This window comes from Mesorhizobium sp. P2_E10, from assembly GCF_056404235.1.
Map to the genome: position 1 here is coordinate 142,648 of NZ_JBFUEK010000001.1, position 24,696 is coordinate 167,343.

Consider the following 24,696-nt stretch of genomic DNA (forward strand, 5'->3'; position numbering starts at 1 on the left):
TCGCATGAACCGGACCGCACCTTTCCCAAAGCTCAGGCGTGGTCTGGTCGCCATCCTGCGCGGCCTCAAGCCGGAGGAGGCGGTGGCGGTTGGCCGGGCGCTGTTCGAAGCCGGCATCGAAGCCATCGAAGTGCCGCTCAATTCGCCGCAGCCGTTTGCGTCGATCGCCAGCATCGTCGCAGCGCTTCCCAAGACGGCGCTGGTCGGCGCGGGGACCGTGCTGACGCCGGACGATGTCGACGGCTTGCACGAGGCCGGCGGCAGGCTGCTGGTCAGCCCCAACATAGATGCCGAAGTCATGGGCCGTGCCATGCAGCATGGCATGGTGACGATGCCCGGCGTGTTCACGCCGACCGAAGCCTTCCACGCGATCCGGCTCGGCGCCTCGGCGCTGAAATTCTTTCCAGCAAGCGTCCTGGGCGCGGCGGGAATTTCGGCGATGCGCGCGGTGCTGCCGGTTGAGACGCTGGTCGGCGCCGTCGGCGGCGTTTCGGAAAAAGACTTTGCCGGCTACAAAGCGGCCGGCGTCAGCGTCTTCGGTCTTGGCTCCAGCCTGTTCAAGCCGGGCATGAGCGTTGACGACGTAACGATGCGGGCGCAGGCCGCCGTGGCCGCCTGGGATGCAGCGTTCGGAGGTGCGTCATGAGTGGTGAGATCGTTTCCGTTTTTTGCGATCACGTCTGCCATCTTGGCGAGGGGCCAAGCTACGACCCCGCCACCGATACGCTCTTCTGGTTCGACATCGTCAACAGTCAGCTTCTGGAAAAGCCCTTTTCCGGTGGTGCGCTGAAGGTCCATGAACTTGGCCAGATGGCCAGCGCCATCGCCATCATCGACGACCATTGCCAGCTGATCGTCACCGAGACCGGCCTGCACGTGCGCGACGTGGCGACCGGCAAGCTGACGCTGCACACCGCCATCGAGGCCGACAATCCGCTCACCCGCTCCAATGATTCCCGCGTCCACCCTTGCGGGGCATTCTGGGTCGGCACGATGGGCAAGGGCGAGGAGAAAGGTGCGGGCTCGATCTACTGGTTCTTCAAGGGCGAAGTGCGCAAGCTGTTTGGCGACATCACCGTGTCGAACTCGATCTGCTTTACCGGGGATGGCGCCATCGCCTATTACACAGACACCTCGACCGGGCTGCTGATGCGCGTCGCCTGCAATCCGGCGACAGGCCTGCCGGCCGACGAGCCGAAAGTGTTCGTCGACCATCGCGCTTCCAAGGGGTATATCGACGGCTCGGTGCTCGACCGCGACGGCGTGCTGTGGAACGCCGTCTGGGGCGGCAAGGTCATCGAAGCCTATGGCCCCGACGGCAAGCTGCTGCGCTCGGTCGCCATGCCGGTGACGCAGCCGTCCTGCCCCGCCTTCGTCGGCGCCAAGGCCAACCGGCTGGCGGTGACCTCGGCCTGGAAGGGCAAGGACGACAAGCAACGCAAGCTAGACCCGCAGGGCGGCATGACCTTCCTGCTCGATATCGACGTCAATGGCCGCTTCGAGCCGCGTGTCCTGATCGCCTGACACGAGCGAGCGGCGCTCCTCATCCATGCGGATGCTGTCACGCAACCGTCCGGCGCGGTCGGTTTAGCGAAAGCCGATTGTATCAGCCGTGCAATGGTAGCCATATACATCGCCGGGAGGTTCCATGTCGCGCCGCAAGCCGAAGCTGATCCTCGTCTACGAGCCGGAAAAAGCCTGCTTCAGCAGGCTGGTCGCCGACGGCCACGCGCCGGAGCGCGCCGCCGAGATCGCCTCCTATCTGGCACAGTCGACCGATCTAGCGTCTGAGTTCGATGCGCTTGCCGCTGCCTGCCAGAAGCGCGGCCTGTCCTTCGCGGCGGTGGCGCTCGACGATGCCGCGAAGGCACTCGCCGACGCGGATCCGAAGAGCACGCTGGTCTGGACCTTGACCGACGGTGTCGCCTATTTCCGTGGTGGCGCAGCCCCTGCTTTGGCAAGGCTGAACGGCTTGAAAACCATCGGCGCCGACGATGCGCTGTTTGCGCTCTGCCAGGACAAGTTTCGCTCCGGCGCCGTGCTCGGCGCGTTCGGCCTGCCGGCGCCGCCGGCTGGCCTCGCCCGCGACGGCCACTGGCTGTCCGAGCCGCCGGCCTCTTCTGCCGGCTGGTTCGTCAAGCCGAACCGGCTCGGTGCCAAGATCGGCATCTGGCCGGATTCGCGCTGCGATAGTCTCGTCCACGCGCTGGAGCTTAGCCGGCGTGTGTTCGCCGCCTATCGCGACGATGTCGTCGTCCAGCCCTATGTCGCCGGCCGCAATGTGCGTGCGAGTTTCCTCGGCCTGAAGCCGGACACCGGCGCCGAGGCGCTCGGCATTGTCTTTGTCGATTCAGGCGCCGATTTCCAGACCATGGCCGACAGCCTGGCGCTATACGGCGACACCGGCGAGGCGGCCAAAGCGGCAGGACACTACACTGAGCCGGTGCTGCTGCCGGTCGCCGACACCCAGCCGGCCGCAGCCGCAACAATCCGCCGCATTGCCGAGAGGCTGATCAGCGGGCTTGGCCTGCGTGACGTGTTTTCCATCGATCTCAGGGTCGAGGCGGACGATCGTGTCCATCTCATCGAGTTCGAGGTCTGTCCCGGCCTGCCCTGCTTCGATTTCCGCGCCTATTGCCGCTCGCAATGGGGGATGAGCCTTGCCGATGCGATGGCCGAGACCGCCGCGAACCGGTTCAGACCATGATCCCGAAAAGTGGGAGCCGGTTTTCAGAACAGATCATGGTCAAACAAAAGGGCGCTAAACCCCCTCGACCAGCACGATTTCGCCGTCGGCCACCTTCTGGCGGATGGCGGCGGCGCGCTGATATTCCGGCGAGTGGTAGCAATCATGCGCCGCGGCAAGCGACGGAAACTCGATGATGACGTTGCGGGCGCGGCCGGCGCCTTCGGCAAATTCGTAGGTTCCGCCGCGCGCCAGGAATTTCAGGTCGAAGCGGTCGAAAGCCAGCTTGGCGGCGGCTACATATTCCTTGTAGCCTTCAGCATCGCGCACTTCGACGCGGGCAATCCAGTATCCCTTGGGCATTTCTTTTCTCCGAGAATTGTTCCTGGGCGTTATGCCGAGCGCATCTCATCAAGAATGGCTTCCGCCGCGGCGCGCCGGTCGCTTGCCGCGACGATCGGGCGGGCGACGACGAGGTGGCTGGAGCCGTTGCGGATCGCTTGCGCCGGCGTCACCACGCGCTTCTGGTCGCCATGGTCGCTGCCCTTGGGCCGGATGCCCGGCGTCACCACCGCCATGTTCGGCCCAACGATGCGGCGCACCGCTTCCGCTTCCTCGGCCGAGCAGACGATGCCGCCCATGCCGGCATGCAGTGCCTGTTCCGAGCGCCGCAGCACCAGCGTGTGCGGGTCATACTCATAGCCGACATCGATCATGTCCTGTTCGTCCATCGAGGTCAGCACACTGACGGCAAGCAGGCAAAGCTCGCTGCCCCTGGCGGCTTCCACCGCCGCCCGCATCGCCTTGGGATAGGCGTGGATGGTCAGCATGCTGACGCCCATCTTGACGATGTTTTCGACGCCCTTGGCCACCGTGTGGTCGATGTCGAGCAGCTTCATGTCGAGGAAGACTTTTGTGCCGCCGCTGGCCAATTCCCTGGCAAAGTCCAAGCCGCCGGCGAAGGCGAGCTGATAGCCGATCTTGTAGAAGGAGACGACGCCTTCGAGCTCACGCACCGCTTCCTCGGCCTGCTTCAGCGTCGGCACGTCGAGGCCGACGATCAGCCTGTCCCGCATCGTCTCTTGCGCGTGGATCATGTCTCGATCCGGGTCGACAGCATACGCGAGGTTTCGATCAGCGTGCGGCATAGATGCTCCATCGATTTATGCAGTCTTTCGTCCCTGAAATTGCCGCCCTCGTCGAAGGCGTCGCCGCCCTCCGGCACCGAGCACTCCGGCGTCACCACCACCATTTGGCAGCGCACCAGCACCGCGCGCAGATGGTTGATGCAGCGTATCCCGGCGAAATGTCCATTGGAAGACGAACAGAGGCCGGCGACCTTGCCGGCAAGCGGCCGGAGCGAGCGGCCGCCATCCTTGCGCACCCGGCTTGCCCAGTCGATGCTGTTCTTGAGCAGCGGCGGGATGGAGCCGTTATATTCGGGGGTGGCGATCAGCAGCCCGTCATGGGCAGCGATCAGCCGGGCGAGTTTGACGGCGTTGTCGGGGACGCCTCTTTCCTTTTCCAGGTCCTCGTCGAGGATCGGCAGCGGATAGTCGGCGAGCGAGATGCGGGTCACCTCGGCGCCCTGCATGGCCAGCTCCTTCTGCGCCACATCGGCGGTCCTGCCGCTGAAGGCGCCGGTGCGGATCGAGCCGGCGAAGACGAGGATTTTCGGGGTCACTGCCATTGGCATCCGGAGGAAGCGGACTGCTTCGGGGTGTGTTGAGATTCAGGTCAGGCCGAGTCGAAAATGGTGGGTTCCGAGAACCGGAGCGGAGCGTACTTGAAGTACGTGAGCACCGGAAGCGCAGGAAGCTGCCATTTGCAGGCCGGCCTCACCTGAATATCGGCATACCCTAATGCGCCTTGCGGCGGTAGATCCATAGCTGTGTGGGCGGGATGTTGCGGATGACGAAGTGGAAATGCTCGACCGTGTAGTCGCCGCGACCGGGCGGGATCGGCGACAGCGGACCGTAGGTCAGCTGCACGATCGGCCGTCCCTCAGGGATGCGGTCGAGCAGGCTTTCGATATAGGCGATGCGCTGTGCCACCGGGAAGTTGAGCAACGGCACGCCCGACACCACCGAATCGAAGACCATCTCGCTCTTGTCGCCGAGCGTGGCGTTGAGATTGAAGGCGTCGCCCTCGATCACATGGACACCCGGGTAGATGCGGCGCAGATGGCGGACGAAGTCGGTGGAATATTCGACCGCGTAGAGATTTTCAGGCTTCACTCCGAGCGCAAGGATGGCGCGGGTGATGACACCGGTTCCGGGGCCGACTTCGAGCACCGGCAGGCCGGACTTGGGATTGACGATCGAGGCCATCTTGCGGGCGGTGATGGAGCTGGTCGGGACGATCGATCCCACCGTCTTCGGCTTGTCGATCCAGCCCTTGAAGAACTTCAGCTCGTCGTCGAACTTTTCCGCCAGTGCTTTCCGCAATCCCGGACCACGTGCCATGCAAGTTCTCCTCAGCGCTCCCCGAAGCTACTTAGCAGCTACGAGGTTCAAGGCAAGGCGAAAGCCCGGGATAAGATGTTGATGACGTTTGGGAAGCCGCTCGCCATGCATGTCGCCCAAAAGCGTGCAAGGCCGTCAATGCTCGCCGAAGGACTCGAAAAAATCCTTCATGCGGGCGAAAAAGCCGCTCGACTGGGGCGAATTGTCTTGTGACGACAGCTGCTCGAACTCTTCCAGCAATTCGCGCTGGCGGCGCGACAGGCTTTGCGGCGTCTCGACCGCGGTCTGGATATAGAGGTCGCCGACATTGGGCTGGCGCAGCACCGGCATACCCTTGCCCTTGAGGCGGAACTGGCGGCCGTTCTGGGTGCCTTCCGGCACCTTCACCTTGGTCTGGGTGCCGTCCAGCGTCGCCACCTCGAACGAGCCGCCAAGGGCTGCCGTCGTCATCGAGATCGGCACCTTGCAGTAGAGATCGGCGCCGTCGCGCTGGAAGAATTCGTGTGGCTTGACCGCCAGGAAAATATAGAGATCGCCCGACGGGCCACCGCGTAGACCGGCCTCGCCTTCATTGGCAAGCCGGATGCGAGTGCCGTCCTCGATACCGGCCGGAATATTGACCGACAGCGAGCGCTCCTCGATGACGCGGCCTTGGCCAGCGCATTTCGGGCACGGATCCTTGATCGTCTGGCCGCGGCCCTGGCACTGCGGGCAGGTGCGCTCGATCGAGAAGAAACCTTGCGTGGCCCGCACCTTGCCGTGGCCGTTGCACATCGCGCAGGTGACGGGCTGGGTGCCCGGCTTGGCGCCGCTGCCGGAGCATTCCGTGCAAGAGATCGAGGCCGGCACGCGGATCTGCGCGGTCTTGCCGGAAAACGCTTCCTCCAGCGAGATTTCCATATTGTAGCGCAGATCGGCGCCGCGCTCGCGGCCGCCCGAGGAGCGGCGCTGGCGCCCGCCCATCATGTCGCCGAAAATGTCCTCGAAGATATCGGCGAAGCCACCGCCGCCAAAGCCTTGCGCGCCGCCATTCATGCCGCCCTGCTCGAAGGCGGCGTGGCCGAAACGGTCATAGGCCGCGCGCTTCTGCGGGTCCTTCAGCGTCTCGTAGGCTTCGTTGATTTCCTTGAACTTGTGCTCGCAGGAATGATCGCCGGGGTTGCGGTCAGGATGGAACTGCATGGCGAGCTTGCGGAAAGCGCTCTTGAGCTCCTTCTCGTCGGCGCCCTTTTGCACGCCCAGCGTTTCGTAGAAATCAGCTTTCATCTTTTCCCGCAGTCCGGATGCTCAACGTCTTGAAGCTTTGTGCGTCGCTTGCCGGCACGTTGTGTCGATTTAGGTGCGATGGGGCCGGGATGCCAGTGTCGACGCCGGTTTGTCCGTGTTTTTTCGGCCAGGCTCGCACTTTTTTGGCCAAGGGTTGCAAAAAAGCCCGGCTTTGCGCCGGGCTTTTCGCTTATTCTGCCGTCAGACGGTCAGGCCGACTTCTTCTTGTCGTCGTCCTCGTCGATTTCCTCGAAATCGGCATCGACCACGTCAGAGTCCTTGGCGGCGTCCGCCTTGGCATCGGCTTCCGCGGCTTCCTTCTGCGAAGCTTCGTACATGGCCTGGCCAAGCTTCATCGAAGCTTCGGCGAGCACCTGGCTCTTGGCCTCGATGTCGGCCGCGTCGTCGCCCTCGGCAGCCGTCTTCAGGGCCGCGATCGCATCGGAAATCGCCGTGCGCTCGGCTTCCGAGACCTTGTCGCCATATTCCTTCAGCGACTTCTCGGACGAATGCACCAGCGCTTCGGCCTGGTTGCGGGCCTCGACCACGGCACGCCGCTTCTTGTCGCTCTCGGCATTGGCCTCGGCGTCCTTGACCATCTTCTCGATGTCGGCGTCCGAAAGGCCACCCGAGGCCTGGATGCGGATCTGGTGCTCCTTGCCGGTGCCCTTGTCCTTGGCCGAGACGTTGACGATGCCGTTGGCGTCGATGTCGAAAGTGACCTCGATCTGCGGCACACCACGCGGCGCCGGCGGAATGCCGACCAGGTCGAACTGGCCAAGCGCCTTGTTGTCGGCGGCCATTTCACGCTCGCCCTGGAAGACGCGGATGGTCACCGCCGACTGGCTGTCTTCGGCCGTCGAGAACACCTGGCTCTTCTTGGTCGGGATCGTCGTGTTGCGTTCGATCAGGCGGGTGAACACGCCACCCAGCGTCTCGATGCCGAGCGACAGCGGTGTCACGTCGAGCAGCAGAACGTCCTTGACGTCGCCCTGCAGCACGCCGGCCTGGATGGCAGCGCCCAGCGCGACGACCTCATCGGGGTTGACGCCCTTGTGCGGCTCCTTGCCGAAGAACTGCTTCACGATCTCCTGGATCTTGGGCATGCGGGTCATGCCGCCGACCAGGACCACTTCGTCGATCTCGCCAGCCTTCAGGCCGGCATCCTTGAGCGCCGCCTTGCAAGGGTCGATGGTGCGCTGGACGAGGTCGTCGACCAACTGCTCGAACTTGGCGCGCGTGAGCTTCAGCGTCAGGTGCTTCGGGCCGGTCGCGTCGGCGGTGATGAAGGGCAGGTTGATTTCGGTCTGCGTCGTCGACGACAGCTCGATCTTGGCCTTTTCAGCCGCCTCTTTCAGACGCTGCAGGGCCAGCTTGTCGTTCTTCAGGTCGATGCCCTGTTCCTTCTTGAACTCGGCCGCCAGATATTCGACCAGGCGCATGTCGAAATCCTCGCCGCCGAGGAAGGTGTCGCCGTTGGTCGACTTGACCTCGAACACGCCGTCGCCGATTTCGAGCACCGAAATGTCGAACGTGCCGCCGCCAAGGTCATAGACGGCAATGGTCTTGCCTTCCTTCTTGTCGAGGCCGTAGGCAAGCGCTGCCGCGGTCGGCTCGTTGATGATGCGGAGCACTTCCAGACCGGCGATCTTGCCGGCATCCTTGGTCGCCTGGCGCTGGGCGTCGTTGAAATAGGCCGGAACGGTGATGACCGCCTTCTCGACCTTCTCGCCGAGATAGGCTTCGGCCGTTTCCTTCATCTTCTGCAGGATCATCGCCGAGATCTGGCTGGGCGACTGCTTCTTGCCGCCGGCCTCGACCCAGGCATCGCCATTGTCGCCCTTGACGATCTTGTAGGGGACAAGCTTCTTGTCCTTCTCCGTCACCGGATCGTCATAGCGGCGGCCGATCAGGCGCTTGACCGCGAAGATGGTGTTTTCAGGATTGGTGACCGCCTGACGCTTGGCCGGCTGGCCGACGAGGCGCTCGCCGTCGCCCGAGATGGCGACAATGGAAGGGGTCGTGCGCGCGCCTTCCGCATTCTCGATAACCTTCGGCTCCTTGCCATCCATGATGGCGATACAGGAGTTGGTGGTTCCCAGATCGATACCGATTACTTTTGCCATTTTTCTAGTCTCTCCGCTAAGCAGGCTCTCAGGACCCGTTACAGGCGTTCCGACGAAAGCCCCTGTTCACAAGAAATTCCGCTCCGGCAACCGGCATTCCAGCACCGAACGGCTTGGCGCGTATATAAGAACAGGCTGCTCGACGCGCAAGCATTCTGCGCAAGGCGTCCACCGCCTTGCCGGTCGGTAGGGAACGGACCAATTGTCACGCGCCGGATCAGAACCTGAACGCTTTTGAACAAAGCGTGTGCAATTCAGGAAAAATAGCCTTTCCGGCCGCGATCACCAGCGTCCCGTCCCGCAGCACGGTCTTCGGGTCGGGTTTCACGATCCTGCCGCCAGCTTCTTCCACCAGAAGCATGCCGGCCAGGCAGTCCCAGGCGTTCATGTGTTCCTCGACATAGCCAAGCAGCCGGCCGGCGGCGACATAGGCCAGCATCAGGGCGCCTGATGCATTGCGAAAGAAGACGCCGCCTTCCGCCAGGATGAGGCGGATCAGCACGGCGACGTTTTCGTTCGCCGCCCGGTTCGAAAACCCGGTTCCGACCGAGCCTTCCCTAAGGTTGGCAGCAGTGCTGGTCTTGATCGGCTTGCCGTTGATGAAGGCGCCACCGCCGCGCCGGCCATGAAAGGTCTCGCCGGTCGATGGCTCGTGGATGACGCCAACAACACTCTCCCCGTCCCTGGCGCAGGCGATCACCACGCACCAGGCCGGAATGCCGCGGACGAAATTCGCGGTGCCGTCGATAGGGTCGATCACCCAGACATATCCGGTCGCCCCGGCCACCGAGGCATGTTCCTCGCCGACGATGCCGTCTTGCGGATAGTCGGCGGCGATAGCCGCGCGGATGAACAACTCCACCTCGCGGTCGCCATCCGAGACCAGGTCCTGATGGCCCTTGCTCTCGATGGTCAGATTGTCGAGATCGCGGAAGTATTTCAGCCCGAGTTCGCCGGCGCCGCGCGCCAGATCGATGGCAAAATGCACGCGCTGGTCGAGATCATGGGTCACGGGAGGGCTCTTGGCTGAGGAAGGCGCCTGCCCTTAGCAGACGCACATGTCAGGCAAAAGCTTGACGGGTCACTCACGCGGCTTGCGACAGCGATTTGTGCGCCTCGGCTAGGATCTCGAACGACCGCACCCTTGCCGCATGATCGTACATCTGCGCGGTGACCATCAATTCGTCGGCGCCGGTGCGGCGAATGAAGGCGTCGACACCTTGCCGGACCGTTTCCGGCGAGCCGACGACGGCGCAGGACAGCGCCTGGCTCAGCATTGTCTTGGCCATCGGCTCCAAGGTCTGGTCATAACCCTCGACAGGAGGCGGCAAGCGGCCGGGCCGTCCGGTGCGCAGATTGACGAAGGCCTGCTGCAGCGAGGTAAACAGCAGCCGTGCCTCGGCGTCGGTGGGGGCGGCAAAGACGTTGAGGCCGAGCATGACATAAGGTTTGTCGAGCTGTTCCGACGGCTGGAAGCGCGAGCGATAGATCTCCAGCGCGTGGTCGAGTTCGGCCGGCGCGAAATGCGAGGCAAACGCGTAGGGCAGGCCGAGCATGGCGGCGAGCTGCGCGCCATAGAGGCTGGAACCGAGGATCCACACTGGCACCTGCTGGCCTTCGCCAGGCACGGCGCGAATGCGCTGGCCTTCCTCGGCCGGCTGGAAATAGCCCATCAGCTCGACGACATCCTGCGGGAAATTGTCTGAGGCCTCAAGGTTGCGGCGCAAGGCGCGTGCCGTGCCCATATCAGTACCGGGTGCGCGGCCGAGCCCGAGGTCGATCCGGCCGGGGTGCAGTGCCGCCAGCGTGCCGAACTGCTCGGCAATGACCAGCGGCGCATGGTTGGGCAGCATGATGCCGCCGGCGCCGACGCGGATCGTCTTGGTGCCGCCGGCGACATGGGCGATGACGACCGCGGTGGCCGCACTGGCGATGCCCGGCATGTTGTGATGCTCGGCCAGCCAATAGCGCTTGTAGCCGAGTCGCTCGGCATGGCGGGCAAGGTCGAGCGAATTGGCCAGCGACTGCGAAGCATTGCTGCCTTCGATGATCGGCGACAGGTCGAGAACGGACAGAGCGGTCATGGTCAGCTTCCTACGATATTCTTCTGCCGCACCTTGGCCTCGAAGGCGGCACGGTCGGGAATGGTGATGTCGAGCACGCCTTCCAGCACGTCGGCGAGCTCGGTGGCTGTCGCTATCTCGCGCTGCTCGGTGCGGCCTCCCTGATGATGGATCGACAACCTGTTGTTGCGCAGCGCGTAGCGCCGGTCCGGCAAGGCGCGGGCGGCAATGACGGAATAGAGGAAATGCGAGGTCGGGTGGGTCGACACGAAATGGTTGGCGACCGCATAGTCGATCTCGTAGGCCTCCTGCATGTCGAAGCGGTGGAGTGTGCGCCAGTCGCCGCCGAGATTGGCTTGCATGCGGAAGTGGTCGCCGGTTTCAACGATGCGGAAACTTTCATGCGGGGTCGTTTGTTCGAGACCGGGCTCGAGCAGCAGCGGCGCCGTCAGCGTCAGGCCACCAAAGCCGACATCGGCGATGTAGGTTCGGCCGTCGAGTTCTACACGCAACAGCATATGGCTGCGCGCGGTGATGGCGTTTTCTGCCTGGCCCCACAGAACCCGCGCGGCAAGGCCGCTGACGGCAAAGCCCAGCGCCTTCAGCGCCTGCATGAGGAGCAGATTGTGCTCGAAGCAGTAGCCGCCGCGATCCCGGGCGACAATCTTGTCCTGCAGCGAGGCAAGATCGAGGCGAACGGGAGTGCCCAGCAGCGTATCGAGATTTTCAAACGCGATCGCTTGCGGGTGCTTGAGATGCAATGCCTTCAGCGTTTTGAGCGAAGCTTCCCTCGCACCGCTGTAGCCGATGCGGGCGAAATAGGCATCGAGATCGAATGAGGCATCGGTCATGGAAAGGAAGTCCGGCTTGACCGGCTCGATATAGGCACTCCGATCGGAAGCCGCAAACTGTGCGCCGATCTATGCCGACGCCTTGTCAACAGTCTCGACGGGTTCTTCCTCGACGACAACGGTCTGTTGCGCGGCGAGAAAATTGCCGACATGGCTGAGGCCGTCGAAATGATCGCAGAACACCTTGATGACGACCAGCAGCGGCACCGCCATCAGCGCGCCGACGAAACCCCACAGCCAGGACCAGAAAGCGATGGCGATGAAGATCGCCACCGCGTTGATCTCGAGCCGGCGGCCAACCACCATCGGCGTCACGAACTGGCCTTCGACGATGTCGCACAAAAGCACGAAGGCCGGCGCCAGCAGCGCATACGAGATGCTATCGAAGCTGATCAGCGCGATAACGCTGACCAGCAGGATGGTCATGAACGCCCCGACATAGGGCAGGAAGTTGAGCAGTGCCGCCGCTGCGCCCCAGACCAGCGGGTTGGGCACGCCGAGCCCCCACAGGCCGAGCGCGATCACCGTGCCGAGGCCGGCGTTGATGAGGGCGACGGTGAGCAGATAGTGCGAGATTTCGCTCTCGACGTCGTAGACGACGCGCAATGCCCGCTTCTTTTCGCTGAGGCTGGCAAATGACTGGATTATCTTTTCATAAAACATCGTGCCTGACGCCAGCAGGAACAGCGACAGCACGAAGATGATGGTCAGGCTGGTTCCCGCGGACAGTATGTTGCCGGCGGCCTGCGACAGGATACCGGACTGCGACACCACGACCTTCTGTATGCCGGGCTCCTGGCCGGTGTTGGTCAGCCCTTCCAACTCATGCGAGATCTGCATGATCTTTTCGAAAGGGCGACGCAATTGCGCCAGGCGCTCGGTCAATTGCTGACCGATCGACGAGCTGTTGTTGACGAGGTCGATGACCGGGCCGCTGAGCAGGTAGCCGGCGCTGGCAAACAGGCAGACCGACAACAGCACCAGCAGCGTCGCCGACACCACATCGGGCACGCCATGCTTGCGCAAATAGCGCACGATCGGCGTCAACGTCAGCGTCAGCAGGAAGGCGAGGATGACCGGCATGAAGAAGGCGCGGGCGAAATACAGCGCATAGATCGCCATCAGGATGAAGATGCCGATGAGCAGCGAGCGCATCAGCCGTGTGTCCGCGCGCGCCTCGACGCGCGGATCCGGGCTTTCGGCTGCGCCCAAAGCGACGGGTTCGACTTTCATTCTGGTTCCCTCGATCGCGCACCGCAATTGGTGCAGCCGATCGGCGAAAACGCCGGTGCAGCCTCAAAGTTCCTTTAGCCGGCAGCGACAAGGCTCGTGTGGGCCTTGTCCAGGAAGCCTCTACCTGGATCAGGCGACCGATGCCGTGATGGCAGGAACGGCTTTCGCCGTTTCCTTGCGCACGATCGGCGCCACTTTGGTGCCGTAGAGTTCGATCGCCTTCATGATCTTGGCGTGCGGCATGGTGCCGATCGCCATCTGCAGCAGGAAGCGGTCATTGTTGAAGATCCGGTGCTGGGCGACGATCTTCTCGGCCACCTGCTCGGGATTGCCGACGAACAAGGCACCACTTGGACCTCGCGCGTGGTCGAAATGCGCCCGCGATGTCGGACCCCAGCCACGTTCGCGGCCGATGCGGTTCATCACTTCGGCCTGCGGTCCGTAGAAATCGTCGGCCGCCTGCTCAGTGGTCTCGGCAATGAAGCCGTGCACGTTGATGCTGGTGGCGAGATTGGTGGGATCGGTGCCGGCCCGTTTGGCGGCGTCGCGGTAGATATCGAACAGCGGCGCGAACCGCGCCGGCTCGCCGCCGATGATGGCCAGCGCCAGCGGCAGGCCGAGCACGCCCGCGCGTGCCGCAGATTGCGGCGTGCCGCCAATGGCGATCCAGATCGGCAATTTGTCCTGGAACGGGCGCGGATAGACGCCGCGATCGTTGATTGCTGCCCGCAGATTGCCGGACCAGCTCACCTTGACGCTGTCGCGAATGGCGAGCAGCAGGTCGAGCTTTTCGGCAAACAGCTCGTCATAGTCTTCCAGATTGTAGCCGAACAGCGGGAAGGATTCGATGAACGAGCCGCGCCCGGCCATGATCTCGGCCCGCCCGCCCGACAACAGGTCGAGCGTCGCAAACTGCTGAAACACGCGCACCGGATCGTCGGACGACAGCACGGTGACGGCGCTGGTCAGCTTGATGCGTTTGGTGCGTTCGGCGGCAGCCGCCAGTGCCACCACAGGCGCCGAAGCGGCATAGTCGGGGCGGTGATGCTCGCCGAGGCCAAAGACATCGAGCCCGACCTGATCGGCCAACTCGATCTCCTCGATCAGATTGCGCAATCGCTGATGCGGGCCGATGGCGCCGGGGCCCGGTTCGGGGCTGACGTCGGCAAAGGTATAGAGACCGAGTTCCATGAAAGTGTCATCCAATGTTTTGATTGTTGCGCTAGACGTAGCGATGCGCCCGCCCCGCCGCCAGAGGGGCGGACGGTGAACAGTGCATGTCGGTTTCGCCTCGAAAAGGCGTCTCCCGGCTGCAACAGCCAGGAATTTCATGGCTGCCATGCCGTTTTGGCGCTTGAACTCTCGGTTTTCGCGCGTATGTAAGCGTCGCGAATTGACTTCAGGGAAGTGGACTTGGCTATTTACAGGGAAAAAGACGTTTTCGAGCGGCGCAACGCCGCAAACGAGGCAAAGAAGGCGCTTCTGGAGCGCTTCAAGTCAAAGCCGGCGGCAGACGATCCAGCGGTGCTGGCGCGACAGGCCGAACGCAAGGCGATCCTCGAGGCCCGCGAAATCCGCGAGGCTGAAAAGGCCCGGCTGAAGCAGGAAAAGCTGGCACGCGAGGCGGTCGAGAAGGCCGAACGCGAGGCAGCAGCCGAAGCGGCGCGTATCGCCGCCGAAGAAGCGGCACAGGCGGAAGCAAAGATCCGGGAAGCCGACGAGAACGAGCGTATTGCTCGCCTGCTCGCCGACGAGGCCGAACGCAAGGCCAAGCGCGACGCGCGTTATGCGGCGCGCAAGCAGCGTACCGGCAGGACGCCTCCGGGCTTCTCCGCCCGCTAGCCTCAAGGCTACGAAGCATCTGCTTCGAGATCAGGGTCGCTTTTGAGCCGCCCTGAATGTGTTTGTCTGTCTGTATGGTCAGGCCGCCAGCTTCAGCCCCATGATGCCGCAGACGATCAGTGCGATGCAGCCGAGCCGGATCGCGGTCGCCGGCTCGCCCAGCAACCAGATGCCGAGCAGCGCCGTGCCGACGGTGCCTATGCCGGTCCACACCGCATAGGCCGTGCCGACCGGCAGCGTCTTCAGCGCCAGGCCGAGCAAGGTCAGGCTGACGATCATCGAGACGACCGTCAGCACGGTCGGCAGCGGCTTCGAGAATCCGTCGGTGTATTTGAGGCCGATCGCCCAGCCGATCTCGAACAGGCCGGCAAAGAAAAGAAGTATCCACGACATCGGAGCGCTCCATCAGGGCATCGGACCGAAAACTGGGTTCCGGTTTCGGAGGATCCGATGCCCAATCAAAGAATGGCGGGTCGTCCCGGCCGTTTTCAGGGAAAGCGCGAAGTCGTCTTCGTCGGGCTGGATATAGAAGCTTGCCAGCGCCCAATCAATGACAGCACCGGCGGCATCTGGTACCGCCGGTTAAAACCTTACCGAAGCCGATCGGCCGGGCCTAACGCTCCTTGAGCTTCATCGCCTTGACCGGCGGTGCCTTCAGGGCCGGAGCCGCGGCGGGCTTCTTGGCGTCCTTCTTCGGCTTGCGGGCTTCCTTGCCTGCCTTCATCGCACCTTTAGCCATGATTCGTTCCTCCGATTGCGAGAAGGCAAGTGAAACAAGAGAAACGCCTGACTGCAAGAGGTTAGCCTCCTGTCGCCGCCGCCAGCCGGCCGCTTTCAACCGGTTTCTAATTTGCTCGTAAACCATGTCGGTCCGTGTCATGGTTGTCTTCGCACTGCAGCATCGGCCCGTGCCTTCGCCGGGTGATGATCAGGCAGGCCGGTCAGGACAAAGATGCGAATCCACATCGGCTGCGAGATGAGCTTCGATTTTCCGCAGGAAACGCCGCTGATCGCGATGCTCAACGTCCACTACAGCAGAGCATCCGATCTCGAGCGTCCGGACTTCCTGACCTCCAATCCGCCGGTGCCGATCCAGAGCTACCGCGACAGTTTCGGCAATTGGTGCAACCGTTTTGTCGCCCCGCCCGGCCGTTTCACCTTCGGCACCGATGCGGTGATCCGCGACCCCGGCACGTTCGAGATGGGCGACCTGATGGCCTGGCAGCACGAGGTGCGCGACCTGCCGTCGGATACGCTTTTGTTCCTGCTGCCCAGCCGCTTCTGCGAGAGCGACCTTTTGGCCAGCGAAGCCTGGCGCCTGTTCGGCCACACGCCGCTCGGTATTGCGCGCGTCCAGGCGGTCTGCGATTTCGTCCACAACCACATCGTCTTCAGCTACGGCAATGCGCGACCGACCCGCACCGCCGCCGAAGCCTATCGCGAGCAAAGCGGCGTCTGCCGCGATTTCGCGCATCTTGCCGTCACCTTCTGCCGCGCGCTCAACATCCCGACGCGCTATTGCACCGGCTACATCAGCGACATAGGCACGCCAAAACCGTGGTCGAGCATGGATTTCGCCGCCTGGATGGAGGTCTATCTCGGCGGTCGCTGGCATGCCTTCGACCCGCGCAACAACGCGCCGCGCATCGGCCGCGTCCTGATCGCCTCCGGCCGCGATGCCGCCGATGTGCCGCTGACCCATATTTTCGGTCCGGGCCTGCTCACCGGCTTCAAGGTGTGGACCGACGAAATCGTCGAGTAGGTGCCGTCCCTGAACGGCAGGCCAGGTCGCGCCTTGTGAGGCTGTGGAGCTTGGGCGGCTGCTCCGCTAAGTTTCCCTGACATCAACCAGGACAGCACACCATGGCGGCGCATGGCGGGTCGAAAAAGGTCATCTACGCGGCGCTCGCCGGCAATCTCGCCATCGCGCTGACCAAGTTCGCCGCCGCCTTCTTCACCGGCAGTTCGGCGATGCTGTCGGAAGGCGTGCACTCGCTGGTCGACACCGGCAATGGCGGCCTGCTGCTCTACGGCATGCACCGCGCCGCGCGTCCGCCGGACCGCACGCATCCGCTCGGTCACGGTCGCGAGCTCTACTTCTGGAGTTTCATCGTTGCACTGCTGGTCTTCGCGCTCGGCGCCGGCGTGTCGTTCTACGAAGGCGTGATCCACATGCTGGCGCCAGAACCAGTCGCCAATGCCACGGTGAACTACATCGTGCTTGGCCTGTCCTTCCTGTTCGAAGGCAGTTCCTGGTGGGTGGCGCTGAAGGAGTTCCGCAAGCAGAAGGGCAGGCAAGGCTGGCTGCGCGCCGTGCAATCGAGCAAGGACCCCAGCGTCTACACCGTGCTGTTCGAGGACAGCGCCGCCCTTCTCGGCCTGATCGTCGCCTTTGCCGGCATACTGGCGGCGGAGCTGCTGGAGATGCCGCAACTCGACGGCGCGGCCTCGATCGGCATCGCGCTGATCCTCGGCGCCACCGCGATCTTCCTGGCGCGTGAAAGCAAGAGCCTGCTGCTGGGCGAACCGGCGTCGCCCGAGGTGCAGAAACAGGTCCTGGCCATTGCCCAGCAGGACCCGGCGGTGCAGCGCGCGAACGGCGTGCTGACGCTGCATATGGGTCCACAGGAGATCGTCGCCGGCCTGAGCATCGAGTTCGAGGATCATCTGGCGGCGCCCGAGATCGAGGCCTGCGTCGAGCGCATCGAGGCGCGGCTGAAAAAGGAAATGCCAGAGATCACGCGGCTGTTCGTCAAGCCGCAGACGACTGGAACCTGGGAGCGGCGGCGCAAGGCGGTCGAGGCAGCGTCCGGAGAGGCACTGGACTAGCCGCCAGCCATTGCTTGGCGACCCCGCCACGCTAAGATTACGGGACGGATTTCGGGAGGAAACCAGGATGAAAATCGCCGGCGGTTGCCATTGCGGCGCCATCACCTACGAGGCGGAGGTCGATCCGGAAAAGACCTCTATCTGTCATTGCACGGATTGCCAGCAACTGACCGGCACGGCGTTTCGCGTCACCGTTCCCGCGCCTGAGAGCCAGTACCGGATTACCAAGGGTACGCCCAAGGTCTATATCAAGACGGGATCGAGCGGCGCCAAGCGCGCGCAGGGCTTTTGCGGCGACTGCGGTTCGCATCTCTACGCGACGTCAGTTGGCGATGGCCCGAAGGTCTATGGAATCAGAGCGGGGACCGCGCGGCAGCGCGAGGATCTGGTCCCGACACAACAGAAGTGGCACCGGTCGGCGCTGCACTGGCTTCCGGAATTCGAGGGGATCAGCGTCGTGGAGGAGCAGTAGCCCCGCGCGACACCTTCTCAGTCGTCGCCTTCGACGACCCGCAGCCTCAACTGGCCGGTCTTGGAATCGGCAACGCGCGTTTCGGCTTTCGCTACCGCCGGGCGTGCAATCTCGACCGTGCCGGCATCACCTTCGCCAGGCTGCACGCCGAACTCCAGCGCCTCGATCTTCTGGCCGCGCTTGGTCACCTTCGACGTCGACACCAGAATGTCGTCGATGTCCTTGGCCGACTGGGTGAAATGCGTCTGCAGCCGGCGCACCCGCTCGTCAACGCGCGCGACATCCTCCATCAGCCGGATCACCTCGCCCTGGATCAGATGCGCCTGCTCGCGCATGCGGGCGTCCTTGAGGATCGCCTGGATGACCTGGATCGACAGCATCAAAAGCGACGGCGAAACGATGATGACGCGGGCGCGGTGCGCCTTCTGGACAAGCGCATCGAAATTCTCGTGGATTTCGGCGAACACCGATTCCGACGGCACGAACATGAAGGCGGTGTCCTGCGTCTCGCCCTGGATCAGGTATTTTTCCGAGATATCGCGGACATGGATCTCGATGTCACGGCGGAAGGCTTGCGCGGCCACCTTCTGCAGGTCTGCACCGTCGGCGGCGCGGATGGCGTTCCAGGCCTCCAGCGGAAATTTGGCGTCGATGGCGAGCGACGGCGCGCCGTTCGGCATCCTCACCAGGCAGTCGGGCCGGCTGCCATTCGACAACGTCGCCTGAAACTCGTAGGCGCCCATCGGCAGGCCGTCCGCGACGATCGCCTCCATGCGCGACTGGCCGAATGCGCCGCGCGTCTGCTTATTGGACAGGATCGCCTGCAATTGCACGACCTGGCCGGCGAGCGACTGGATGTTGCCTTGCGCGGTATCGATCACCGCCAGCCGCTCCTGCAGTTTGGCCAGGCTCTCATGCGTCGATTTCGTCTGCTCGGTCATGGTCTGGCCGAGGCGGCCGGTCATGGCGTCGAGGCGCTGGCCGATCGACTGCGTCAGCTCGGCCTGCCGTGCCCCGAACACGTCGGCGATGGCGCCCATGCGGCCTTGCATTTCGGCCTGGCTTTGCAGGATGCCAGCCATCCGCGCCTCGGCGTCACGGGCATGGTCGGCCGCTTCCGCGGCGGCTACGGTCCGCGCCGTGGCCGACCGCCACAGCGCAACGACCAGTGCCAGAAATAGGCCTAGAAACAGCATCGCCCCGAACGCCAGCGCGTGGCCGAGCGTGATCGTCGTGGCGCCGAGCCGGGCAACAGGCTCGGAAAGGATTGATGTCAGATCATTCATTTGGGCAGCATAGATGATTCGGCCCGCCGGCACAGATCAAAACGTGAACGACGCCGCAAGCGCCCCGGTTGACGCTTTTCGCGCGAGGTCTTAGGTGAGAAAGTATGTCGATCAAGCCGCTTATCATCCTTCCCGATCCTGTCCTGCGCCAGCTTTCCAAGCCGGTCGAGCGTGTCGACGGCGCCTTGCGCAAACTGGCCGGCGACATGCTGGACACCATGTATGACGCGCCCGGCATCGGCCTGGCGGCAATCCAGATCGGCGAACCGCTGCGCATGCTGGTGATCGACCTTGCCAAGGAAGACGAGACACCGGCGCCGCATGTCTTCATCAATCCCGAAATCCTCGAAAGCGCCGACCAGCGCTCGGTCTACGAGGAAGGCTGCCTGTCGATCCCGGACTATTATGCCGAGGTCGAGCGTCCCGCGGCCGTGCGGGTGAAATATCTCGACCGCGACGGCAAGTCGCAGGAGCTCGAAGCCGAAGGGCTGATGGCGACCTGCCTGCAGCATGAGATCGACCACCTCAACGGCGTGCTGTTCATCGACCACATCTCGAAGCTGAAGCGCGACATGGTGGTTAAGAAGTTCAAGAAGCTCGCCAGGGACAAGGTGCCAGGCAAGCTGGTGGGATAGGGGTCGAAAAATGCCCCTTCGCGTCATCTTCATGGGCACGCCTGAGTTCTCCGTGCCGACGCTGCGGGCAATCGCCGAGGCCGGGCACGAGATCGTTGCCGTCTACACGCAGCCGCCGCGCGCTGCCGGCCGCCGCGGGCTCGAGCTGACGCCGTCGCCGGTGCAACGCGAGGCGGAACGGCTTGATATCGAGGTGCGGACGCCGGTGTCGCTGAAAGGCGAAGCTGAGCAGCAGGCCTTCAGCGCCTTGCAGGCCGATGTCGCCGTGGTCGTCGCCTATGGATTGCTGTTGCCCAAGGCCATTCTCGACGCGCCACGGCTCGCTTGCCTGAACGGCCACGCGTCGCTGTTGCCGCGCTGGCGGGGTGCCGCCCCCATCCAGCGGGCCATCATGGCTGGCGACAGCGAGACCGGCATGATGGTGATGCGAATGGAAGCGGGTCTGGACACCGGTCCGGTGGCAATGGTTGAAAAGTGCGCCATCGACTCCGATATGACGGCCGGCGAGCTGCACGACAGTTTGATGAGCATTGGCGCCGCGCTGATGGTAGAAGCGCTGGCGCAGTTGGGGACAAATTGTCTGACATTTACCCTACAGGCGACTGTGGGGGTGACCTACGCCCGAAAAATAGATAAATCGGAGACGCGCATAGACTGGACGCGGCCTGCGGGCGAAGTCCACAATCACATTCGCGGCCTGTCGCCTTTTCCCGGCGCTTGGTGCGAAACTGAAATTGGTGGCCGCACAGAGCGGCTGAAACTGCTTCGCTCGACGCTTTCGGATGGCCTGTCGCTTTCTGAGGATTTGGGCGAGTCGGGAGGAATTCTCGATGACCGGCTGACGATCGCCTGCGGGTCAGGCGCCATCAGGCTGGTCGAAGTTCAACGCGCGGGCGGAAGGCCCGTTGCCGTGCAGGAGTTTCTGCGCGGAGCCAAGCTCGAAAAAGGAATGAAATTCTCATGAGCATGATGTCGATACGCGCGGCGATGCCGCGGGATCGCGAGGCGATCCGCCTCGTCGAGGAACATGCATTCGGCCAGCAGGCGGAGGCCGGGCTGGTCGACGCGCTGGTCACCGGCGGCGATGCCGTCGTCGAACTGGTGGCGGAAGAAGACGGCCAGGTGGTCGGCCACATCCTGTTTTCCAGGCTGTTCGTCCAGAACGGGGGCAAGCAGTTTGCAGCCGTGGCGCTGGCGCCTTTGGCGGTCGAGCCGTCTTTCCATGGCTCGGGCATTGGCGGCGCGCTGATCCGCGAGGCGCATATCCGCCTCAAGGACGCCGGCGAGACGCTGGCCGTGGTGCTCGGCGACCCCGCCTACTACGGCCGCTTCGGCTACACCCATGCGCGCGCCGAAAAGTTCGACAGCGAGTACCAGGGCGAAGCGCTGCAGGCATTGACCTGGGGCGAGGCGCCCGAGGCCGGCAAGCTGGTCTACGCCTCGGCCTTCAGCTCCGCTCTCGCCGCCTAGGCGAGAGCAATCGCAGGGCATGCCGCGTTTTCGCCTCGACGTCGAATATGATGGCAGCCTTTTTGCCGGCTGGCAGCGCCAGGCCGACCAGCCCACGGTGCAGCAGGCGATAGAGCAGGCCATCGAGAGCTTCTGCGGCGAGCAGGTCTCGTTGCGCGGCGCCGGCCGCACCGATGCCGGCGTCCACGCCACCGGCCAGGTGGCGCATGTCGACCTTGCCAAGGCGTGGCCGAACGACAAGGTGCGCGACGCCCTCAACGCCCATCTGCAAATGGCCGGCGCCCGCATCGCCATCCTTAAGGCAGCCGCCGTACCCGATGGTTTCGACGCGCGCTTCTCGGCCATCGGCCGTCACTACCTCTACCGCATCGTCAATCGCCGCGCGCCGGCCGCGCTCGACAAGGGCAAGGTGTGGTGGGTACCGAAGCGCCTCGACGCCGCTGCCATGCATGAAGCGGCAAAGGTGCTGCTCGGACGGCATGATTTCACCACCTTCCGTTCGACCCAGTGCCAGGCCGACAGCCCGATCCGCACACTCGATCGCCTGGATGTCAGCCGGGTCGACGACGTGATCGAAGTCAGGGCCTCGGCGCGCTCGTTCCTGCACAATCAGGTGCGCTCGATGGTCGGCTCGCTGAAACGCGTCGGCGAAGGCGGCTGGACGATTGCCGATCTCAAGGCTGCGCTCGACGCGCACGACCGCGCCGCCTGCGGCCAGGTGGCGCCGCCGGATGGGCTTTTCCTCATCGACGTCGACTACTCGGAGACGCCCTGAGAACGCGGCTGGAAATGCCGATCAGGGGGCACCACCCTCGGCAAGATCATCCTGCCAATTGGCCCCACCGTAGAAGATGCGCAAAATCACGACGCGGTCGGCGTCGAGGATGAAGGCAACGGTTACGCGGCGTTCAAACCCGATGACGCGAAGCTCCGGCCGCACATCGTCGCGGCGTGTTCCACGCTCGGAGCTGTATTCGAGACGTTCACAGAATGCCCGGATACGCCCGTCATAGCGGTCGGCCGTGGTGGCGCTGCTGGCTTCGGCTATGAAATCGTAAATCCGGTCGAGATCGCCGGCTGCCTCTGGCGAATAAACGACAACTCGGCGCTTCACGCATTCCTCTGCAAGCGCGCTGCGTGGCGCTTGCGTGCCCGTTCGGCCATTTCCTCTGGCGAAATACCCCTCCCAGGATCCGCCTTCCAGGCGTCATAGGTTGGTGCGACTTCCTCGCGCAGCCAACGCTCCACCGCGGCATCACGTTCTTGCAGGGCGCGAAGCCCGGCGCGGATGACTTCGCTGCTGGTTGCATAAGTGCCCGACTGAACGAGCTGGTCGATAAAAGCCGCTTGCTCTGCCGGCAGGCTGAAGGTGCGTTTTTCAGTTGCGGACATTGTTTCTTCCTATGAAGGATTGGTATGATATTATCATACCGACTCCGAAACCGCACCAGGAATCGGACAGGATCCGCGGGGCGCGGCTTGCTTCAGGTCCCGGTCCCGCCGCGCTCGAAGCGCACCTCGCTGCTTGCGGCCAGGTGGCGCCGCCGGATGGGCTTTTTCTCATCGGTGTCGATTATCCGGAGACGGACACATCCGGCATGGAAATGCCGAGCAGCATCTGAAGCGCGTAGGACACAAGCTGTGATGCGACAAACATGCCCAAAAAGACGGCGCTGCCAACTGCCGCGCCTTTGCCGATGACCGCATTGGTCATCCGCCAGATCAGCACCTGCGAGAACACAAACAGCGCCAGCATCATCAGCAGGACGAACTGATCGGTGAAGGGCACAAAGAGGCTGAGCAACGCTGACGGCAGCGACACCCAGGCAGCAATTGCCATCGCCCAATTGTAGGCGACGACATAATGGACGAAGCGCCCGCCAAGGCCGACGCGTGGCGCGACCAGGGCAAGCCCGACAAGCGGCAGCACCCAGCCGCCGATCTCGACAGTCGCAAGACGGGTGAGCATGCCGAAGCGACCCGCGATGGCCTCGGGATCAGCGATCACATTGGCAATGCCTACCCAGCCGACGATCAGCGCCGGCGCCGCCACGACGAGGGCGAAAAAGGAATTCCAGAAACCGTCCGCCGAAAGGTCGAGCAGCCGCAATCCGTCGACCTTGCCGAGCATCAGCCGCCAGGCACCAGTGAGAGATGCGTAGGTTTCGTCCGCCGAAAGCATCTACGCCCCGCCCCGCTCGAACCAGTCTTCGATGAAGCGCAGGTAGATCTGCGTCAGCGTCTCGAGGTCGGCAAGCGCGACGCGTTCGTCGACCATGTGCATGGTCTTGCCGACCAGCCCGAACTCGACCACCGGGCAATAATCCTTGATGAAACGCGCGTCCGAGGTGCCGCCGGAAGTGGACAGCGCCGGGTCCTTGCCGACCGCCGACTTGATCGAGCCCCGCAGCGTGTCGATGAGCTTGTCGTCGCGCGTCAGGAAGACATGGCTCGGCCGGTCGCGCCAGACAAGCTCATAGTCGAGCGGCGTCTTGGCCGTCCGGTACTTCTTGCGCCTGGACGCCTGGTCGAGGCGGTTGTGGATTTCCGCCTGCACGGTCTCGGCGGTCCATGTGTCGTTGAAGCGGATGTTGAAGGTGGCCGTCGCCTTCGCCGCGATCACATTGGTGGCCGGATTGCCGACATCGATCGAGGTCACCTCCAGATTGGTCGGCTGGAAGTCTTTTGTCCCCTTGTCGAAGACCGGGTGCAGCAAGGCGTCGACCAGGCTCATCAGCCCGCGCACCGGGTTGTCGGCAAGCTGCGGATAGGCGACGTGGCCCTGGTGGCCATTGACGGTGATGCTGCCGGACAACGAGCCGCGGCGGCCGATCTTGATCATGTCGCCGAGCGCGTCCGGGTTGGTCGGCTCGCCGACGATCGCGGCATCCCATTTCTCGCCCTTGCCAGCCGCCCAATCGAGCAGCTTGACCGTACCGTTGATGGCTGGGCCTTCCTCGTCGCCGGTGATCAGCAGCGAGACCGAGCCCTTGGGGCCGCCCTTTTGCTCGACATGGCGCGCCACCGCGGCAATGAAACAGGCGATGCCGCCCTTCATGTCGACGGCGCCGCGGCCGAACATCTCGCCCTTGGCGATCTCGGCGGCAAAGGGCGGGTGAGTCCAGGAGGCTTCGTCGCCGACCGGCACCACATCGGTGTGGCCGGCAAACATCAGATGCGGGCCGTTGCCGGAGCGCCGTGCGTAGAGGTTTTCGATGTCCGGCGTGCCATCTTCGGAAAACACCGGCCGCTCGACGGAAAAGCCAAGCGGCTTCAGCATGGTCTCCAGCGCGCTCAACGCACCGCCCTCGGCGGGAGTTACGGAAGCGCAGCGGATGAGGGCGGCGAGGTTTGCGGCGGGGTCGGTCGGCAGCGTCATGGGCAAAGCGATAGTCGAAAGCGAAAGGCCTGTCACGGCCAGACATGAAGACCGGCCATGCCGCCGACATTATGGTTTTCATGTCGTATAGTT

General features: G+C 63.7%; 29 protein-coding genes and 1 pseudogene. 12 read left to right on the forward strand and 18 right to left on the reverse strand.

The features are described 5' to 3' along the window. Positions 1 to 4 precede the first annotated feature (4 nt). From AC1D0N_RS00755 to AC1D0N_RS00765, 3 genes are all read left to right on the forward strand, one after another. The gene (locus AC1D0N_RS00755) at positions 5 to 646 is read left to right on the forward strand and encodes a 2-dehydro-3-deoxy-6-phosphogalactonate aldolase (RefSeq protein ID WP_477240412.1); all 642 of its coding nucleotides are present in this window, start codon (positions 5 to 7) and stop codon (positions 644 to 646) included. Then, on the forward strand, positions 643 to 1,524 hold the full coding sequence (locus AC1D0N_RS00760) for an SMP-30/gluconolactonase/LRE family protein (protein WP_477240414.1): 882 nt from the start codon (positions 643 to 645) through the stop codon (positions 1,522 to 1,524). Before AC1D0N_RS00755 ends, AC1D0N_RS00760 begins: the two co-directional genes overlap by 4 nt. A gap of 124 nt (positions 1,525 to 1,648) precedes the next feature. Next, on the forward strand, positions 1,649 to 2,707 hold the full coding sequence (locus tag AC1D0N_RS00765; protein ID WP_477240416.1) for a D-alanine--D-alanine ligase family protein: 1,059 nt from the start codon (positions 1,649 to 1,651) through the stop codon (positions 2,705 to 2,707). 54 nt (positions 2,708 to 2,761) lie between these two features. On the opposite strand, the gene AC1D0N_RS00770 is transcribed toward AC1D0N_RS00765, so the two are convergent. From AC1D0N_RS00770 to AC1D0N_RS00820, 11 genes are all read right to left on the reverse strand, one after another. Beyond that, entirely contained in the window at positions 2,762 to 3,049 is a 288-nt protein-coding gene (locus tag AC1D0N_RS00770; RefSeq protein WP_477240418.1) for a DUF1330 domain-containing protein, read from the reverse strand. A gap of 29 nt (positions 3,050 to 3,078) precedes the next feature. After that, positions 3,079 to 3,783 (reverse strand): orotidine-5'-phosphate decarboxylase, encoded by a 705-nt coding sequence (gene pyrF, locus AC1D0N_RS00775; protein WP_477240420.1) that lies wholly within the window; start codon positions 3,781 to 3,783, stop codon positions 3,079 to 3,081. Beyond that, positions 3,780 to 4,376, reverse strand: coding sequence for an NADPH-dependent FMN reductase (locus AC1D0N_RS00780; RefSeq protein WP_477240422.1), 597 nt, complete (start codon positions 4,374 to 4,376; stop codon positions 3,780 to 3,782). The genes pyrF and AC1D0N_RS00780 overlap by 4 nt, the downstream gene beginning before the upstream one ends. Before the next feature lie 169 nt (positions 4,377 to 4,545). Beyond that, the gene (gene pmtA / locus AC1D0N_RS00785) at positions 4,546 to 5,151 is read right to left on the reverse strand and encodes a phospholipid N-methyltransferase PmtA (protein WP_477240424.1); all 606 of its coding nucleotides are present in this window, start codon (positions 5,149 to 5,151) and stop codon (positions 4,546 to 4,548) included. Positions 5,152 to 5,286: 135 nt separating this feature from the next. After that, on the reverse strand, positions 5,287 to 6,417 hold the full coding sequence (gene dnaJ / locus AC1D0N_RS00790) for a molecular chaperone DnaJ (protein ID WP_477240425.1): 1,131 nt from the start codon (positions 6,415 to 6,417) through the stop codon (positions 5,287 to 5,289). Between the two features lie 209 nt (positions 6,418 to 6,626). Next, a complete protein-coding gene (gene dnaK, locus AC1D0N_RS00795; protein ID WP_477240427.1) occupies positions 6,627 to 8,543 on the reverse strand; it encodes a molecular chaperone DnaK in 1,917 nt (638 codons plus the stop codon). 217 nt (positions 8,544 to 8,760) lie between these two features. Continuing rightward, positions 8,761 to 9,555 carry an inositol monophosphatase family protein gene (locus AC1D0N_RS00800; protein ID WP_477240429.1) on the reverse strand — a complete coding sequence of 265 codons (795 nt, stop codon included), beginning with the start codon at positions 9,553 to 9,555 and terminating at the stop codon, positions 8,761 to 8,763. A 73-nt stretch (positions 9,556 to 9,628) separates the two neighbouring features. Beyond that, on the reverse strand, positions 9,629 to 10,627 hold the full coding sequence (locus AC1D0N_RS00805) for an LLM class flavin-dependent oxidoreductase (protein ID WP_477240431.1): 999 nt from the start codon (positions 10,625 to 10,627) through the stop codon (positions 9,629 to 9,631). A gap of 2 nt (positions 10,628 to 10,629) precedes the next feature. Beyond that, positions 10,630 to 11,457 (reverse strand): arylamine N-acetyltransferase family protein, encoded by an 828-nt coding sequence (locus tag AC1D0N_RS00810; protein WP_477240433.1) that lies wholly within the window; start codon positions 11,455 to 11,457, stop codon positions 10,630 to 10,632. Between the two features lie 69 nt (positions 11,458 to 11,526). After that, the gene (locus tag AC1D0N_RS00815; RefSeq protein WP_477240435.1) at positions 11,527 to 12,690 is read right to left on the reverse strand and encodes an AI-2E family transporter; all 1,164 of its coding nucleotides are present in this window, start codon (positions 12,688 to 12,690) and stop codon (positions 11,527 to 11,529) included. Positions 12,691 to 12,819: 129 nt separating this feature from the next. Next, on the reverse strand, positions 12,820 to 13,881 hold the full coding sequence (locus AC1D0N_RS00820; RefSeq protein WP_477240437.1) for an LLM class flavin-dependent oxidoreductase: 1,062 nt from the start codon (positions 13,879 to 13,881) through the stop codon (positions 12,820 to 12,822). A gap of 222 nt (positions 13,882 to 14,103) precedes the next feature. Between AC1D0N_RS00820 and AC1D0N_RS00825 the strand changes: the two genes are divergently transcribed. Next, positions 14,104 to 14,532, forward strand: a complete 429-nt coding sequence (locus tag AC1D0N_RS00825; RefSeq protein WP_477240439.1) for a DUF6481 family protein — start codon at positions 14,104 to 14,106, stop codon at positions 14,530 to 14,532. A gap of 78 nt (positions 14,533 to 14,610) precedes the next feature. On the opposite strand, the gene sugE is transcribed toward AC1D0N_RS00825, so the two are convergent. Next, positions 14,611 to 14,925, reverse strand: coding sequence for a quaternary ammonium compound efflux SMR transporter SugE (sugE, locus tag AC1D0N_RS00830; protein ID WP_477240441.1), 315 nt, complete (start codon positions 14,923 to 14,925; stop codon positions 14,611 to 14,613). Positions 14,926 to 15,145: 220 nt separating this feature from the next. Further along, on the reverse strand, positions 15,146 to 15,412 hold the full coding sequence (locus AC1D0N_RS00835) for a hypothetical protein (protein ID WP_477241900.1): 267 nt from the start codon (positions 15,410 to 15,412) through the stop codon (positions 15,146 to 15,148). Positions 15,413 to 15,484: 72 nt separating this feature from the next. Here AC1D0N_RS00835 and AC1D0N_RS00840 point away from each other — a divergent pair, with 72 nt between their 5' ends. From AC1D0N_RS00840 to AC1D0N_RS00850, 3 genes are all read left to right on the forward strand, one after another. After that, positions 15,485 to 16,294 carry a transglutaminase-like domain-containing protein gene (locus AC1D0N_RS00840; RefSeq protein ID WP_477240443.1) on the forward strand — a complete coding sequence of 270 codons (810 nt, stop codon included), beginning with the start codon at positions 15,485 to 15,487 and terminating at the stop codon, positions 16,292 to 16,294. A gap of 101 nt (positions 16,295 to 16,395) precedes the next feature. Further along, positions 16,396 to 17,361, forward strand: a complete 966-nt coding sequence (locus AC1D0N_RS00845; protein ID WP_477240446.1) for a cation diffusion facilitator family transporter — start codon at positions 16,396 to 16,398, stop codon at positions 17,359 to 17,361. A gap of 67 nt (positions 17,362 to 17,428) precedes the next feature. Beyond that, entirely contained in the window at positions 17,429 to 17,833 is a 405-nt protein-coding gene (locus AC1D0N_RS00850; protein ID WP_477240448.1) for a GFA family protein, read from the forward strand. Positions 17,834 to 17,850: 17 nt separating this feature from the next. Here the strand turns inward: AC1D0N_RS00850 and AC1D0N_RS00855 are convergent, their stop codons facing one another. Continuing rightward, entirely contained in the window at positions 17,851 to 19,119 is a 1,269-nt protein-coding gene (locus tag AC1D0N_RS00855) for a DNA recombination protein RmuC (protein WP_477240450.1), read from the reverse strand. A gap of 104 nt (positions 19,120 to 19,223) precedes the next feature. Here AC1D0N_RS00855 and def point away from each other — a divergent pair, with 104 nt between their 5' ends. The 4 genes from def to truA are packed head-to-tail and all read left to right on the forward strand — an operon-like array spanning position 19,224 to position 21,999. Beyond that, entirely contained in the window at positions 19,224 to 19,754 is a 531-nt protein-coding gene (def, locus tag AC1D0N_RS00860; protein ID WP_477240452.1) for a peptide deformylase, read from the forward strand. Between the two features lie 10 nt (positions 19,755 to 19,764). After that, positions 19,765 to 20,718 (forward strand): methionyl-tRNA formyltransferase, encoded by a 954-nt coding sequence (gene fmt / locus AC1D0N_RS00865; protein WP_477240454.1) that lies wholly within the window; start codon positions 19,765 to 19,767, stop codon positions 20,716 to 20,718. After that, complete coding sequence (locus AC1D0N_RS00870; RefSeq protein ID WP_477240456.1) at positions 20,715 to 21,224, forward strand: GNAT family N-acetyltransferase; 510 nt, start codon at positions 20,715 to 20,717, stop codon at positions 21,222 to 21,224. The genes fmt and AC1D0N_RS00870 overlap by 4 nt, the downstream gene beginning before the upstream one ends. Positions 21,225 to 21,243: 19 nt before the next feature. Continuing rightward, complete coding sequence (gene truA, locus AC1D0N_RS00875; protein ID WP_477240458.1) at positions 21,244 to 21,999, forward strand: tRNA pseudouridine(38-40) synthase TruA; 756 nt, start codon at positions 21,244 to 21,246, stop codon at positions 21,997 to 21,999. A 21-nt stretch (positions 22,000 to 22,020) separates the two neighbouring features. On the opposite strand, the gene AC1D0N_RS00880 is transcribed toward truA, so the two are convergent. Together AC1D0N_RS00880 and AC1D0N_RS00885 are read right to left on the reverse strand one after the other, a co-directional pair. After that, positions 22,021 to 22,338, reverse strand: coding sequence for a type II toxin-antitoxin system RelE/ParE family toxin (locus AC1D0N_RS00880; RefSeq protein ID WP_477240460.1), 318 nt, complete (start codon positions 22,336 to 22,338; stop codon positions 22,021 to 22,023). Then, entirely contained in the window at positions 22,335 to 22,616 is a 282-nt protein-coding gene (locus AC1D0N_RS00885; protein ID WP_477240462.1) for a type II toxin-antitoxin system ParD family antitoxin, read from the reverse strand. The genes AC1D0N_RS00880 and AC1D0N_RS00885 overlap by 4 nt, the downstream gene beginning before the upstream one ends. Before the next feature lie 107 nt (positions 22,617 to 22,723). Here AC1D0N_RS00885 and AC1D0N_RS00890 point away from each other — a divergent pair. Further along, positions 22,724 to 22,846 (forward strand): annotated as a pseudogene (locus AC1D0N_RS00890) (tRNA pseudouridine(38-40) synthase TruA); the annotation flags it as partial. Here AC1D0N_RS00890 and AC1D0N_RS00895 read toward each other — a convergent pair. Both AC1D0N_RS00895 and dapE read right to left on the reverse strand, forming a co-directional pair. Continuing rightward, positions 22,798 to 23,406: a transporter gene (locus AC1D0N_RS00895; RefSeq protein ID WP_477240464.1), complete on the reverse strand. Its 609-nt coding sequence runs from the start codon at positions 23,404 to 23,406 to the stop codon at positions 22,798 to 22,800. The pseudogene AC1D0N_RS00890 and the gene AC1D0N_RS00895 sit on opposite strands and share 49 nt — an antisense overlap. After that, positions 23,407 to 24,603 carry a succinyl-diaminopimelate desuccinylase gene (gene dapE, locus AC1D0N_RS00900; RefSeq protein ID WP_477240466.1) on the reverse strand — a complete coding sequence of 399 codons (1,197 nt, stop codon included), beginning with the start codon at positions 24,601 to 24,603 and terminating at the stop codon, positions 23,407 to 23,409. Positions 24,604 to 24,696 lie beyond the last annotated feature (93 nt).

Coding starts and splice junctions, on each gene's coding strand:
- fmt (WP_477240454.1), top strand. CDS start 19,765: ATGCCCCTTCGCGTCATCTTCATGGGCACGCCTGAGTTCTCCGTGCCG.
- AC1D0N_RS00870 (WP_477240456.1), top strand. CDS start 20,715: ATGAGCATGATGTCGATACGCGCGGCGATGCCGCGGGATCGCGAGGCG.
- AC1D0N_RS00770 (WP_477240418.1), bottom strand. CDS start 3,049: ATGCCCAAGGGATACTGGATTGCCCGCGTCGAAGTGCGCGATGCTGAA.
- dnaJ (WP_477240425.1), bottom strand. CDS start 6,417: ATGAAAGCTGATTTCTACGAAACGCTGGGCGTGCAAAAGGGCGCCGAC.
- pyrF (WP_477240420.1), bottom strand. CDS start 3,783: ATGATCCACGCGCAAGAGACGATGCGGGACAGGCTGATCGTCGGCCTC.
- AC1D0N_RS00815 (WP_477240435.1), bottom strand. CDS start 12,690: ATGAAAGTCGAACCCGTCGCTTTGGGCGCAGCCGAAAGCCCGGATCCG.
- AC1D0N_RS00780 (WP_477240422.1), bottom strand. CDS start 4,376: ATGGCAGTGACCCCGAAAATCCTCGTCTTCGCCGGCTCGATCCGCACC.
- AC1D0N_RS00760 (WP_477240414.1), top strand. CDS start 643: ATGAGTGGTGAGATCGTTTCCGTTTTTTGCGATCACGTCTGCCATCTT.
- AC1D0N_RS00895 (WP_477240464.1), bottom strand. CDS start 23,406: ATGCTTTCGGCGGACGAAACCTACGCATCTCTCACTGGTGCCTGGCGG.
- truA (WP_477240458.1), top strand. CDS start 21,244: ATGCCGCGTTTTCGCCTCGACGTCGAATATGATGGCAGCCTTTTTGCC.
- AC1D0N_RS00765 (WP_477240416.1), top strand. CDS start 1,649: ATGTCGCGCCGCAAGCCGAAGCTGATCCTCGTCTACGAGCCGGAAAAA.
- AC1D0N_RS00835 (WP_477241900.1), bottom strand. CDS start 15,412: ATGACACGGACCGACATGGTTTACGAGCAAATTAGAAACCGGTTGAAA.
- AC1D0N_RS00755 (WP_477240412.1), top strand. CDS start 5: ATGAACCGGACCGCACCTTTCCCAAAGCTCAGGCGTGGTCTGGTCGCC.
- sugE (WP_477240441.1), bottom strand. CDS start 14,925: ATGTCGTGGATACTTCTTTTCTTTGCCGGCCTGTTCGAGATCGGCTGG.
- dnaK (WP_477240427.1), bottom strand. CDS start 8,543: ATGGCAAAAGTAATCGGTATCGATCTGGGAACCACCAACTCCTGTATC.
- AC1D0N_RS00845 (WP_477240446.1), top strand. CDS start 16,396: ATGGCGGCGCATGGCGGGTCGAAAAAGGTCATCTACGCGGCGCTCGCC.
- AC1D0N_RS00805 (WP_477240431.1), bottom strand. CDS start 10,627: ATGACCGCTCTGTCCGTTCTCGACCTGTCGCCGATCATCGAAGGCAGC.
- AC1D0N_RS00850 (WP_477240448.1), top strand. CDS start 17,429: ATGAAAATCGCCGGCGGTTGCCATTGCGGCGCCATCACCTACGAGGCG.
- AC1D0N_RS00840 (WP_477240443.1), top strand. CDS start 15,485: ATGCGAATCCACATCGGCTGCGAGATGAGCTTCGATTTTCCGCAGGAA.
- AC1D0N_RS00855 (WP_477240450.1), bottom strand. CDS start 19,119: ATGAATGATCTGACATCAATCCTTTCCGAGCCTGTTGCCCGGCTCGGC.
- dapE (WP_477240466.1), bottom strand. CDS start 24,603: ATGACGCTGCCGACCGACCCCGCCGCAAACCTCGCCGCCCTCATCCGC.
- pmtA (WP_477240424.1), bottom strand. CDS start 5,151: ATGGCACGTGGTCCGGGATTGCGGAAAGCACTGGCGGAAAAGTTCGAC.
- def (WP_477240452.1), top strand. CDS start 19,224: ATGTCGATCAAGCCGCTTATCATCCTTCCCGATCCTGTCCTGCGCCAG.
- AC1D0N_RS00810 (WP_477240433.1), bottom strand. CDS start 11,457: ATGACCGATGCCTCATTCGATCTCGATGCCTATTTCGCCCGCATCGGC.
- AC1D0N_RS00885 (WP_477240462.1), bottom strand. CDS start 22,616: ATGTCCGCAACTGAAAAACGCACCTTCAGCCTGCCGGCAGAGCAAGCG.
- AC1D0N_RS00820 (WP_477240437.1), bottom strand. CDS start 13,881: ATGGAACTCGGTCTCTATACCTTTGCCGACGTCAGCCCCGAACCGGGC.